The organism is Nemorincola caseinilytica (assembly GCF_039540515.1).
In the GTDB taxonomy this organism is placed as follows: Bacteria; Bacteroidota; Bacteroidia; order Chitinophagales; family Chitinophagaceae; genus Nemorincola; species Nemorincola caseinilytica.
Window position 1 is genome coordinate 1 of sequence record NZ_BAABFA010000018.1, and the last position, 12,919, is coordinate 12,919.

General features: G+C 51.8%; 12 protein-coding genes and 1 tRNA gene. 7 read left to right on the top strand and 6 right to left on the bottom strand.

Annotated elements, in window-relative coordinates:
* Positions 1 to 472: 472 nt before the first annotated feature.
* A tRNA-Ser gene (locus ABD843_RS12195) sits at positions 473 to 561 on the bottom strand.
* A gap of 326 nt (positions 562 to 887) precedes the next feature.
* Here ABD843_RS12195 and ABD843_RS12200 point away from each other — a divergent pair.
* The 6 genes from ABD843_RS12200 (at position 888) to ABD843_RS12225 (ending at position 6,858) form a co-directional block, all read left to right on the top strand.
* Positions 888 to 2,252, top strand: a complete 1,365-nt coding sequence (locus ABD843_RS12200; RefSeq protein WP_345083527.1) for a UDP-N-acetylmuramate--L-alanine ligase — start codon at positions 888 to 890, stop codon at positions 2,250 to 2,252.
* Positions 2,253 to 2,256: 4 nt separating this feature from the next.
* A complete protein-coding gene (locus tag ABD843_RS12205) occupies positions 2,257 to 3,042 on the top strand; it encodes an exonuclease domain-containing protein (protein ID WP_345083529.1) in 786 nt (261 codons plus the stop codon).
* A gap of 64 nt (positions 3,043 to 3,106) precedes the next feature.
* Complete coding sequence (locus ABD843_RS12210; protein ID WP_345083531.1) at positions 3,107 to 3,808, top strand: polyprenol monophosphomannose synthase; 702 nt, start codon at positions 3,107 to 3,109, stop codon at positions 3,806 to 3,808.
* Positions 3,809 to 3,944: 136 nt separating this feature from the next.
* A complete protein-coding gene (locus ABD843_RS12215; RefSeq protein WP_345083533.1) occupies positions 3,945 to 4,898 on the top strand; it encodes a hypothetical protein in 954 nt (317 codons plus the stop codon).
* A gap of 66 nt (positions 4,899 to 4,964) precedes the next feature.
* The gene (locus ABD843_RS12220) at positions 4,965 to 5,828 is read left to right on the top strand and encodes an outer membrane beta-barrel protein (protein ID WP_345083535.1); all 864 of its coding nucleotides are present in this window, start codon (positions 4,965 to 4,967) and stop codon (positions 5,826 to 5,828) included.
* 193 nt (positions 5,829 to 6,021) lie between these two features.
* Positions 6,022 to 6,858 carry a class I SAM-dependent methyltransferase gene (locus ABD843_RS12225; protein ID WP_345083537.1) on the top strand — a complete coding sequence of 279 codons (837 nt, stop codon included), beginning with the start codon at positions 6,022 to 6,024 and terminating at the stop codon, positions 6,856 to 6,858.
* Positions 6,859 to 6,910: 52 nt separating this feature from the next.
* Here ABD843_RS12225 and ade read toward each other — a convergent pair whose 3' ends face one another.
* Positions 6,911 to 8,542 carry an adenine deaminase gene (gene ade / locus ABD843_RS12230; protein ID WP_345083539.1) on the bottom strand — a complete coding sequence of 544 codons (1,632 nt, stop codon included), beginning with the start codon at positions 8,540 to 8,542 and terminating at the stop codon, positions 6,911 to 6,913.
* Between the two features lie 14 nt (positions 8,543 to 8,556).
* Positions 8,557 to 8,952 carry a group III truncated hemoglobin gene (locus ABD843_RS12235; RefSeq protein ID WP_345083541.1) on the bottom strand — a complete coding sequence of 132 codons (396 nt, stop codon included), beginning with the start codon at positions 8,950 to 8,952 and terminating at the stop codon, positions 8,557 to 8,559.
* A 52-nt stretch (positions 8,953 to 9,004) separates the two neighbouring features.
* Here ABD843_RS12235 and xerD point away from each other — a divergent pair, with 52 nt between their 5' ends.
* Positions 9,005 to 9,907, top strand: coding sequence for a site-specific tyrosine recombinase XerD (gene xerD / locus ABD843_RS12240; protein WP_345083543.1), 903 nt, complete (start codon positions 9,005 to 9,007; stop codon positions 9,905 to 9,907).
* 63 nt (positions 9,908 to 9,970) lie between these two features.
* On the opposite strand, the gene ABD843_RS12245 is transcribed toward xerD, so the two are convergent.
* The 3 genes from ABD843_RS12245 to ABD843_RS12255 are packed head-to-tail and all read right to left on the bottom strand — an operon-like array spanning position 9,971 to position 12,911.
* Positions 9,971 to 10,456, bottom strand: a complete 486-nt coding sequence (locus tag ABD843_RS12245) for a GNAT family N-acetyltransferase (RefSeq protein WP_345083545.1) — start codon at positions 10,454 to 10,456, stop codon at positions 9,971 to 9,973.
* A gap of 6 nt (positions 10,457 to 10,462) precedes the next feature.
* Positions 10,463 to 11,239, bottom strand: coding sequence for an SDR family NAD(P)-dependent oxidoreductase (locus ABD843_RS12250; protein ID WP_345083547.1), 777 nt, complete (start codon positions 11,237 to 11,239; stop codon positions 10,463 to 10,465).
* A 52-nt stretch (positions 11,240 to 11,291) separates the two neighbouring features.
* A complete protein-coding gene (locus ABD843_RS12255) occupies positions 11,292 to 12,911 on the bottom strand; it encodes a T9SS type A sorting domain-containing protein (RefSeq protein WP_345083549.1) in 1,620 nt (539 codons plus the stop codon).
* Positions 12,912 to 12,919 lie beyond the last annotated feature (8 nt).

Genomic DNA, 12,919 nt, shown 5'->3' on the forward strand with positions numbered 1-12,919 from the left:
CATGATGCAGACGATGCATAATAGCATATGCCCGAGGGCTCATATAATGCGGTCCCTGTGTGATGTATGGAAAATAAAGAAAAAGCGTTCCCAGCCTTTACTCATGGTAAATGCGCCGTGCGATGCATAGCGGTGATGAAAAAAAGTTTGCGCGAACAGAGATAAATACCATACGGTAATAAACAAAATGATAATAGACATACTGATCCTTAATTGAAGGAGTGAAAAGATCTCAAGAAAGGAAGTGCATTTATGAAACGCGTTGCATCAGTAATAATGCAAATGCCGCAGAATGGAAAATCGTGTCTTGATTGTTACTGTTTGTAACGATAGTAAAGTTAATCAAATGAAGGTTAAGGAAAATGTAATATCACCAACGTTGATCTTTAAAATTCTGGTGATGCCAGCATTTTATGAGAACGGGACTTTTCGAACGACAAAACCCGTGCTAAGCACGGGTTTTGTCGTTCTGCGGAGAGAAAGGGATTCGAACCCTTGATACCCTTTGACAGATATACACACTTTCCAGGCGTGCCTCTTCAACCACTCGAGCATCTCTCCATATTGGTATGGGGCGGCAAAGGTAATGATCGCGCGCAACTACCAAAAATATATTTATTGTATCGCAGGTGACCGGTAGCAGGGACGTATTAAGAACGGCCACGCGTAACGGTACTAAATATGGACGTTGTAAGTAGGAGGGGTGAACATATGACCCGGGCAGCCATACTTTTTGGTGCCGCAGGAAGACATGGCGAGGACCGCAATAATAGCGATCAGAGGCAACACACGTCCGATCTTTGTAAAGAGTTGCATACTTCTGAGATTATAAATAGTAAAAAGCTAAGTTAACTTTGTACGAAGATATAAAAAAGTAAGGACAAAATATGCAACATATTCATTTCATAGCAGTTGGCGGGGCTATCATGCACCAACTGGCGCTGGCACTTCACAGGAAGGGGTATATAGTGACGGGAAGCGACGATGAGATCACCGATCCGGCGAAGAGCAACCTGGCCGCTGCAGAGCTGCTGCCGGCACAGTTCGGCTGGTTTCCCGGGAAGATAACTTCATCGGTACAGGCGGTGGTACTGGGCATGCATGCCAAGGCCGATAATCCCGAGCTGCTGGCGGCCAAAAAGGCGGGTATACCTGTGTACTCCTTCCCGCAGTATGTGTACGAGGTGAGTAAGGACAAGAAGAGGGTAGTGGTAGCCGGCAGCCATGGCAAGACCACTATAACATCTATGATCATGCACATACTGCGCCTGCAGGGTATGGACTTCGACTACCTGGTGGGCGCACGGGTGGCGGGTTTCGACCAGTCGGTGCGGCTGAGCGATGCGCCACTTATAGTGCTGGAGGGCGATGAATACCCGGCATCGGCCGAGGAGCGCAAGCCCAAGATATTCTTTTACCACCCGCATATAAGCGTACTTAGCGGCATAGCGTGGGACCACATCAATGTTTTTCCTACTTACGACAACTATTTCAACCAGTTCGAACAGTACCTGCTGGGTATGGCAGAGGGCGCCAAGGTGTACTACAACAGCGAGGATACAGAGGTGATACGCGCTATATCTACATCGGGCGGTAAGCTGGCGGTGCATCCGTATGCTACGCCGCCTTTCCACTATGAGGATGGCTACCCTGTGATGGAGACCGCGGATGGTAATGTAAAGGTATCGGTATTTGGCAGGCACAACCTGCTGAACATGCGCGCTGCCATAGATGTATGCATGGAGCTGGGTGTGAGCGAAAAGGCATGTTTCGAGGCGATAGCATCGTTCATGGGGGCGGCACGCAGGCTGGAGAAGGTAAAAGAGGAGCCGGGCCTGCTGGTGTACCGCGATTTTGCACATGCGCCCAGCAAGTTAAGAGCCACCCTGAATGCCGTGCGCGAGGCATATGCGACACACCACCTGGTGGCCTGCTTCGAGCTGCATACCTTCAGCAGCCTGAACGAGCAGTTCCTGAACGAATATGCAGGCAGTATGGATGGGGCCGATGATGCGATAGTATACTTCAGCCACCATGCCCTGAAGCTGAAGGGGCTGCCTACGCTGGACACAGCCACGGTAAAGAGCTACTTTGGCAGGGAGGACCTGATAGTATCGGATGACAAGGAAAAACTGGAGGCTACGGTACGCAAGCATATATCGGGCAAGGACAAGCCGGTGTTCCTGCTGCTGATGAGCTCGGGTACTTTTGATGGAATTGATTGGAATAGTGTAAGTTCGCACAAGAAATAGTACCATGCCCAAACTGACACTGAAGAGACCTATCATCTTTTTCGACCTGGAAACGACCGGGACCGACCATGCCAAGGACCGTATAGTAGAGCTGGCGCTCATAAAGATAGCACCCGACGGGAAGCGGGATAGATTCGTAAAGCGAGTGAACCCGGGTATACCCATACCGGCAGAGACCACTGCCATACACGGAATAACCGATGAGGATGTGAAGAACTGCCCTACTTTCAGGCAGATAGCGCATACGCTGTTCGACTGGATGAGGGGCTGCGACCTGGGCGGGTACAATTCCAGCAAATTCGACCTGCCGCTGCTGGCAGAGGAATTTCTGCGGTGCGATATAAATGTGGACTTTACAGAGCGCCACATGATAGATGTGCAGCAGATATTCTTCAAAATGGAGGCGCGTACGCTAAGTGCGGCCTACAGCTTCTACTGCTCGAAGGAACTGACGAACGCACATAGCGCCGAGGCCGATATAGAGGCCACTATAGAAGTGCTGGAGGCTCAGCTGGAGCGCTACCAGCAACTGGGCGCCGATGTGCCTGCACTGCACAAATTCACCACCAACGAGGAGTATGTGGACTATGCGCGCCGCATAGTGATGAAGGATGGCCACCCTGTGTTCAACTTTGGCAAGCACAAAGGGCGCAGGGTAGAGGACGTTTTCACCGAAGAGCCCCAATATTATGACTGGATGATGCAAGCCGACTTTGCCCTGCATACCAAACAAAAGATATCGGAGATCCTGAACCGCATGAAACTGGGACGCTCCGGCCTGAAAGTTTAGCATTTTTTTAGACGTAATTCATAAGTTAATCCTTATTTTGCCACCCAATTCATTTGCGGCCCGATTGAAGAAGCTTGTCATCATACCAACGTATAACGAAAAGGAGAATATTGAGAAAATGATCCGCAAGGTGCTCTCATTGCCCGGCGAGTTTCATATGCTCATAGTAGACGATGGTTCTCCCGATGGTACGGGCGCTATAGTGAAGAAGCTGCAGCAGGAATTTCCCGACAGGCTGAACATACTGGAACGTGCCGGAAAATCGGGCCTGGGAAGGGCGTATATAGCGGGTTTTAAATGGGCGCTGGAGCGTGGATATGACCACATCTTCGAAATGGATGCTGACTTCTCTCACGATCCTGACGACCTGATACGCCTGTATGATGCCTGTACGAAAGGTGCAGACATGGTAGTGGGATCGCGCTATACAAAAGGTGGCAAGGTGGTGAACTGGCCCTGGGACAGGATATTCATATCGAAGGGTGGGGCGCTGTACACCAAAATGATAACCTGGATGCCGGTGAACGACCCTACCGCGGGCTTTGTATGCTACAGCGCCAAGGTGCTGAGCACTATACCGCTGGATGAGGTACATTTTGTAGGGTACGCCTTCCAGATAGAGATGAAATACCGTGCATGGAAACTGGGCTTCAAGATAAAGGAAGTGCCCATTACCTTTAAGGACCGCAGGGAGGGAGTTTCCAAGATGTCTGGCAATATCATAAAAGAGGCCATGTACGGTGTGTGGAAGATGCGCCGCTTCTGACCTCTCCCCGGCACTCTCCGAAGGAGAGGCAGGTGTTCCGTTCAGACCCATAGAAGTACATAATGTAGCACATTTTGATGCTGAAATGGCATAATTTTGCGCCGCGAAGAGCTTCGCATTCTTTCTCCCTGGCGCAATGCAGCACAGAGCCGACGTACTGGTCTACAAATTCAGCCCCCTTATAGTTATAGTGGCAGCGGTGGTGTATAACCTTTCGCTGGATGCGCTGCTGGATATCGGCTATAGCTCGTCGTCGGTACTGGTGTACCGGGGTATGCTGAGCATGGCCATCACCGTACTGTTCGCACTCAATAGCGGCCAATCTGTAATGCCGAAGAAGCTGCACCTGCAATTGCTGCGCCTTACCAATTCGGGTGTGGGGCTGCTGCTGGCTTTCGAGGCATATAAGGGGCTCACTGCATCTACGGTGGCCATGGTATCGAGGCTGGATATACCCATAGCAGTAATGATAGGCTTTATGGCCGGCAAGCGCAAGCGCGACTTCAAGGTAGGGCTATCGGTATTCGCCATATGCCTGGTACTATCGATACTGTTCTTTTCTAGCACCATCAATGAGGACCCCGTGGCGCTGGGACTGTCTATCATAGCCGTAGTGCAGATATCTATCAGCTACCTGCTCATAAAGCGCTCTACCAGGGACGAGAACAATTTTTCTATAGTGAACACCACCAACATAGGCTGCCTGCTGGTAGGCGGCATCAGTGGCCTGCTGCGGGGCAATATAGGCTGGTTCCACATAGAGCATCTGTGGATACTGGCGCTGGCATCGCTGAGCCAGTTCGCGCTCAACTATACATCCTCTGTAGTATATCGGCGCAGAGAGGTAGAGCGCGCGCAGCGGCCCTACCTGATAGGCTCACTGGTGGTGATGGTGATAGAGCAGGTGATAACATGGCATTTCTTTGCACCGCTGCATATAGCCTATATACTGGCCGTGATAGGCGTTATCTACATCATTACCCTGAGGCAGATGCCGGGCCATAGACAGGCAGCATGGGTAAAGAGCAAACTGAGCCGTGGCGTACCCGAAGAGGAAGAAGATGTGGACATAGTACGCTCGGTGGACTAGGGTACAAATAATATGTAGTATCCTGGTAAATTTTATACTTTTAATTCTCAATTTAATATCCACCTTATGAAAAAACTAACACTCGCAGCCCTCTCCTGCCTGGCACTGAGCGCTACCGCGCAGACCACCGAAAAAAAGCCCAAAAATGAAGTGACAGCTTATGCAAAAATAGGCATAGGGTATGGCTTCGTATCGTCGGGTATAGTGAGTACCTATAACGGCAGCGAAAGGGTAACACCTACCATGCGCACAATAGACATGAAGCCGGCATCGTTCACCGCAGGGCAGAGCGCAGAGATAAGTGTGGGCGCGCTTTTCGGGCGCCATGTGGGCGCAGAGCTGCGCGCATATATAGTAACAGGAACGCCTGAATATACATATGTAACAGAGGGGTTCGTTTCTTCTGGCGGCATTACCATGTATGACAAGGAGACCGTAACTACACGGGCAAGGACCCCAATGGTACTGATGCCATCGATGGTGGTGCAGAGCGGCGGGGAGAAGGTGAACATCTACAGCCGTTTCGGGCTGGCCATACCCCTATCGAACAAGATAGACATCAAGGATGACTATGAGGTGGCGGGGAACCCATTCAGAGGGCATGCGGAATATGAAATGACGAGCAAGATGAAGCTGGGCTTTACGGGTGCAGCAGGCGTAAGCTTTAAGGCAGGTAACAAGATACGTATATGGGTAGAGGCGAATATGCTATCCCTCTCGCCTATAATGGATGAGATGGTGCTGACAAAGTATACGGTGAATGGCGTGAACGAACTGGCCAACGTATCGGCAAGAAACAAGCGGGTGAACTTCGATCTTTCGGGGCAGGAGGCCTTTCCGCTGAATGAGGATAAGCCGGCCATGAGTATAGCGGAAGCATTGCCCTACAGCAATGCGGGCCTATCGGCGGGTATCAGCATGTCTTTCTAAGGCAGTTTCCAGGGTTGAATTCAGGGATGTTCCGGGTATGTCCGTTATGTGAATATGGGCATGTGAGCGGCCGTGTGCCTGATATATGAATGGCGATAGGGCTGTAGCGAAGGAAAAATACCTTATACTTGCTACATTTGGCACACTTTTTAACGATACCGCCCCGGAAGGGATGCGGGCAATAGACTGAACATTGACAAGACCCAAAATGTCGCCGGAACAGTTCTTCGAACTGCTGCTGAAAGAGCTGGAAGTGCATACCGAGATGCAGCCTTACTACAAATTTCTGGGTAAGCGGTCGTCATGGCATTTCAGGCGCAACTATTTTCTGCAAAGGCTGCGTTATATACACAAGTACCTTGTAGAGGGCCACAGGCCGGGTATGACCATATGGGACTGTGGCTGCGGCTATGGCACTACCTGCCTGTACCTGGCCATGAACGGCATAGCCACGCATGGCACCACGCTGGAGTTTTACTATGAGACAGTGCAGAAACGCAAGGAGTACTGGGCGCAGTATGGCGATACTTCGCTGTTCACCTGCACTTATGAGAATCTCTTTGACAACAGGCCTGCGCCTGCCAGTTATGACCGCATAATAGTACAGGATACCCTGCACCACCTGGAGCCAATAAACGATGCCCTGCAGATATTCAACAACAGCCTGCGGCCGGGTGGCCAGGTGGTGTCTATAGAGGAGAACGGCAACAATATAATACAGCGCGCCAAGCTGTATAAGTACAGGGGCAATAAGCGCATCATAACCATATGGGACGAAAAGCTGCAAAAGGATATACTGATAGGCAATGAGAACATACGCAGCCTGGCAAGCTGGCAGCAACTGTTCGCTAAGAACGGTTTTGACATCAGCGATGCCAGTGTACAGTATGTGCGCTACTACCTGCCGTTCTACTACCGCCATTCTGATGCCGAAGAACTACTGCGGCAGGAGGAAAAGATACAGGCCAGTCCCGGTATGAGGCGCGAATACCTGTTCTTTGGATTGAACTTTGTGGCGGAGAAGAAGTAGGGCCTCTCCCCGGCCCTCTCCGAAGGAGAGGGATGTGTTGTGTAAGTGTATGTTACAGATCCTGCACACTGGTGAAGGTAAATGTGCTGCCATCGAAGAGGCCTTTATCGCTCAGTTTCAATGATGGTATCACCAGCAGGCCCATGAAGGAAAGCGTCATGAATGGTGCATGCAGCGGGGTGCCCAGTTCTTTTGCCAGCTTGTCTATACGCGTATATGCTGCGGCTACTTCGTAGCCATCATCTGCCGACATAAGCCCTGCCACGGGCAAAGGCATATGCTGTACCGCTGATGCCGAACGGGCCACCGATATACCGCCTTTGCTATCTACCAGTGCATTTATGGCCGCACATATGCTGTCATCATCCACGCCTGCGGCTATGATGTTGTGACAGTCGTGGGCTACTGTAGAGGCGAGGGCGCCATGCTTCAGCCCAAAATTCTTTATGAAAGCAACTGCGACAGGAGCGCCGGGTGTATAGCGGTTCACGACCACTATTTTCAGTATATCTCTTGTGGTATCGCTTACCAGGTAGCCATCCTTTATAGCAGGGTTGGTAAATAGCTGGTCGGTTATGAGCTGGCCTTCTATGGCCTCTATGACCCTGATGGGGCCGTCGTTCACAGACTTTATAGCGAGGTCGGCAGGAGTTCTTTTACCTGTATCGAAATTGTTGATGATATGGGCCTCTACCTGTGGTAGTAGCGTGCTGCCATTCTCTGCCAGGAGGGTCCCATCGATCCACGTCTGGAGTATATCGAACGAGGTGAGGTCGCGCACCACTATGAGGTCGGCAGCATCGCCGGGGCGAAGCAGCCCTACGGGTAGCCTGTAGTGCAGTACGGGGTTAATGCATGCCGCACGCAATACATCATAGATATCATATCCCTTTTGCAGGGCGCGCTTTACGGTATCGTTTATGTGGTGTGTTACCAACTCATCGGGGTGCTTGTCGTCGCTGCAGAACATCACGCGGCCGGGGTGCAGGCGCAGCAGCGGGGCAAGGGCCTCGAAGTTCTTAGCAGCACTGCCCTCGCGTATGAGGATGTGCATACCTGCCGCTATCTTATCAAGCGCCTCGTCGAGCGTAAAGCATTCATGGTCGGTAGTGATGCCTGCGGCCGCATAGGCAGCGGCCTGCTGCCCCCGAAGGCCGGGTGCATGGCCATCTATGGGTTTGCCTGCCTGTTTTGCTGCTGTTATCTTGGCCATTACCTCAGGGGCGTTGTGCAACACACCGGGATAGTTCATCATCTCTGAAAGGTACCATATATCGGGATCGGTAAGGAGCTCTGCCACCGCTTTTGCACCAAGTGTAGCACCGGCGGTCTCGAAGCCGGTAGCAGGTACGCATGAGGGGGCGCCAAAGAAGAATTTGAACGGGCTTTGCCTGGCATTATCTATCATGTAGCGCACCCCTGCGGAGCCGCATACATTGGCTATCTCGTGCGGATCGGACACTGTGGCTACCGTGCCATGTATCACTGCCAGCCGGGCGAACGCAGTGGGCACCAGCATAGAGCTTTCTATGTGTATGTGCGCATCTACAAAGCCGGGCATGATGTAGTGCGCAGGGGCTTCGCTTACCTCGGTGATGGATGCGATGCGGCCATTGTCTATAGCTATCGCGGCAGGGTATATGCGCCGTGCATGGAGGTCTACAAGCTGTCCGGTGATGGTCATGGTGCGGTGTACCTTTAGTTCAGTGTTTCAAAGCCCTCGCGGCTCATCTGTATCTTCATATGTATCAGGTTGGCCATGAGCGAGGCCTTGTTCTTGGCCATATCGGCATATTCGCCGACGAACATTTCATCTACGGTCTCTATCCATATGGCCAGCCAGCGGTCGAAGTGTGGGCGGTCCATAGGCATCTTCTTATCTATATCGGTATGCTTGCGCACGGGGCTGCCCGCATAGCCCGGAGCGCTGAAAAGCACCATGTCCCAGAACTTGTACATGATGGGCAGATGGTGGCTCCAATCATTGCCGATGATGGTATCGAATATGGGGCCGAGGAGATCGTCCTTGCGGACCTTGCTGTAAAAGGTGTCTATAAGATGCTCTATATCAGTACGGTTCGTTATGTCGTTCATGTTCACTGTTTCTTATTCAAAGTTAATGGTTAGTTGGTAGCTTTGACCGCGAATGTGGGAAGCATACATAAAGGGCTATAAGGCATATCTGCAACTGGAGCGGTCTATGTCGGAGAACACCGTTAGCGCCTACCTGAACGACATAGGTATGCTGCACCGCCATGTGCAGGCCGAATACCCGGGGTTAGGAGTAGAGAGTGTGCAGCTGCAGCACCTGCGGTCGCTGCTGAAGGCCATAAACGAGATGGAACTGGCAGCGACCACACAGGCGCGGGTGCTGAGTGGTATCAAGTCTTTCTTTGGCTACCTGATGCTGGAAGAGGTGATACGCATAGACCCTACAGAACTGCTGGAAGCGCCCAAGCTAAGGCGGGCACTGCCACATGTAATGAGCATAGAGGAGATAGAACGCTTGTTTGCGGCCATAGACCATAGCAGGCCTGATGGCCAGCGCAACAGGGCCATGCTGGAGGTGATGTATAGTTGCGGGTTGCGTGTATCGGAGGTCATAGGGTTGCGCATATCGGACCTGAGCCTGAACCTTGGCTATATACGCGTGATAGGGAAGGGCAATAAGGAGCGCCTGGTACCTGTGGGCGATACTGCCATAAAACAAATGACACTGTATAAAGACCATATCCGCAGCCATGTGCCTGTTATTAAGAAAGGAAGCGAGGATATACTATTCCTCAACCGATTTGGAGGTAAGCTGTCGCGGGTGATGGTGTTCCTGATAATGAAGGACGTGGCTAAAAAGGCGGGTGTGAGCGAGGAGATACATCCGCATACGCTGCGGCATTCATTTGCCACGCACCTGGTAGAGGGTGGGGCGGACCTGAGGGCCGTGCAGGAGATGATGGGCCACAAGAGCATAACCACTACAGAGATATACACCCACCTGGACCGCACCTACCTGCGGCAAACACTGGAACGGTATCACCCGAGGTATAAGTAGGACCTCTCCCGGTCCTGCCTACCGGCAGGCAGGCCTTTCCGAAGGAGAGGGAGGTAGTATTTGTTATAATTCTTTCAGCATCCAGAGATCGCAGCCGAAGTGGCCGGAGTTGCCCAAAGAGCAGGTGAGGTAGCGGAATCCACATTTCTCATATAGCCCGACCGCCATCTTCAATTCTGGCATGGTCTCGAGGTATACCTGTGTGTACCCAAGCCTGCGCGCTATTGCGAAACAGTCTTCTATAAGCACCTTGCCCAGTCCTTTGCCGCGTACAGTGGGCAGTATATACAGCTTTACCAGCTCGCAGCAGCCATTAGGCAGGCCGGGAGTAGGGTAGATACCTGCACCGCCTGCTATTTGTCCATCTACCTCTAGTATATGATACTCTGCACCGGGCATGGAGAAGAGGGAGAAAAGATCGTCGGTAGTGGGGTCGTAATAGACAGTGCCGGGTTTGTTGGCGCCGAACTCTGTAAGCACGCTGCGAATGATGGTCGCGATAGCGATATTGTCGTTTTGCCTGATAGGGCGAATGGTGTATGGCTGCATTGAGGGCTATTTTACTATACGTTCGGCCTCTTTTATGTGGTATACACTATTGACCTGTGTAAGGCATGTGACCGTAAGATCGTTGATGCATACATGTGGTGGCAGGTTGATGCAGTACCACAGTATATCGGCTATATCTTCGGCCTGCAGGGGTCTTACACCCTTGTACATATTGGCGGCACGTTCCTCGTCGCCTTTGTAGCGTACCAGGGAGAACTCTGTCTCTGCCATACCGGGATTGATGGACGTGACCTTGATGCCGTACTGCAGCATATCTATGCGGGTGGCCTGCGTGAGGGCATCTACCGCGAACTTGGTAGCGCAGTACACATTGCCATTGCGGTATACGGTCTTGCCCGCAGTAGAGCCGATGTTGATGATGTGCCCACTGGCCTGCTCGCGCATCATGGGAGCTACCTGGCGGGTCATGTAGACGAGGCCTTTGATGTTGGTGTCTATCATCACTTCCCAGTCGGCCAGTTCGCCCTCATCTATGGTAGACAGCCCTGCTGCCAGCCCTGCATTGTTCACCAGCACATCTATGCGGTCTACCTGTTGTTTCAGTTCGGTTATGGCAGCGGCTACCTGTGCGCTATCCCGCACATCGAAGCACAGCGGTATGACGCGTACACCATATTTTGCTTCCAGTTCTTCCTTCAGGGCCTTTAAGCGCTCTTCGCGGCGGCCTGTTATACATACGGTATATCCTTCCTTAGCACATCGTTCTGCTATGGCCCTGCCGAAGCCGGCAGTGGCGCCTGTTATCAGTATTGTCCTGCTCATGTAGCTGTGTTGTGCCGTAAAGATACAGGATGCGCCTTTTACTTGAGATGTATCAGTGCAGTATCGTGATCTTGTGGTAGACAGGCGCTGATGTGGCCGTATATATCTTTAGCAGGTAGTTGCCATTTGTAATGTGCGCAACATCAATGTCGCCGGTAGAACCAGGGTGCTGGGTGGCTATAGTACGCCCCGTCATATCTATAAGCTCCAGCCTTGTTAGAGCGGTATTGCTGGCGATGTGCAGGGTATGGTCTGCAGGATTGGGGAAGATGGATATGATACCGGCAGATGTTGTGGCAGTGAGCGTAGGTGGGGTGTCGGAGCAGCCGTCCACATATTTTACACGCATTACCCTGGATGTATCGGGCACGCCACGAATAAGGAGGGGCGTATAATGGCCTATGCTGACAGGAACTGGCAGAAGGGTGAATAGGGTATCGCGGAAGGATATTGGGTCTTCGTAAGGTATGGTACTGCAGAGACCCGAGCCAAGACTATCTGTGGTGAATACTACTGTGGTATTCGGGCTGCGTGTTGTGGCCGCGAAAACCCATTCATTGGGGCTTTTTATGTATGGAGCGCTCATGCCGGTATACTGGATAGAGTTGCTGCTTCCGGGTGTCATGTTGCGGGCCCATTTTACATGCATGGCACTGTCGGTCAGGATGAGGGGGTACTCGTAGGTATAGGTAGATGAGTATGGTACCGTGTTGAGATATATGGGCTGGCCTACGGCCGATAGCAGCAGGTGGCCATCGGGCATGGCCCGCATAGCGGACAGGTGGCATGGCTGCTCGCTTACCTTTTGCCATTTGCATATGCCGGTAGCGCCCATCTTTATGGCGAATGTTCTATGGTCGGTGGCAGAGATACGGAAGTCTCCTGCGAACACTACATCGCCATTTGCAAAGGATGCCATGGCATTGATACGCGATACATAGGGTAGCTGGAATTCGTAGCTCCACACTATAGTATTATTGGGCCGCATCTTTACTATGGTGTAGGGGTTATGCCATGGGGGAACAGACGTGAGTAATAGATAGGCATTGCCTGAGTCGTCCGAGAACATTCTTTCTATATGCGCGTAGTTGACAAGATGCGGCAGTGATAGGGTGTCGGAAGATAGCAGGTGGCCCATGGTATCTATCTCGCAGAGCATGGCGGCCGTGCCCCAGCCTATGTTATCTCGCAGATGGCCGAGCAGCCTTATGCGGCCATTGACTATAGAAGTAGCATGTAGCTTTACCACTTTATCATCGTCTGAACAGAACTTACCTATCCATTTGGTGTCGCCGGTCATATCCATCCTTATCACCTCGGAGCCTTCGCATTCAAGGCCCGAGCCGAACATATCGGCGCCTGATGCCATGATAACAGAACCATCAGGCAGGCATTGGTGGGCGCCGCCATAGTACATCTTCCACTGGGGGCGAAGAAGGCTATCGGTCTTGGTGAGATATGTTTCGCCTCCCCAATCATCGATGAAAGGTGCAAAGAAGGAACTGTTGATATAGTAGCCGCCATCGGGGGTATGTACCAGCGAGCTTCCGGAGCTGTAGTTGTACGGTGTTGTGAGACTGGTGGTGCGGGTGAACATTATTCTTGAGATCTTGGTCTGCGACAGGGCAGACAATGTGCAAAGCACAAAGATGGGTAAGAGCAGATACCTCATAACTATAG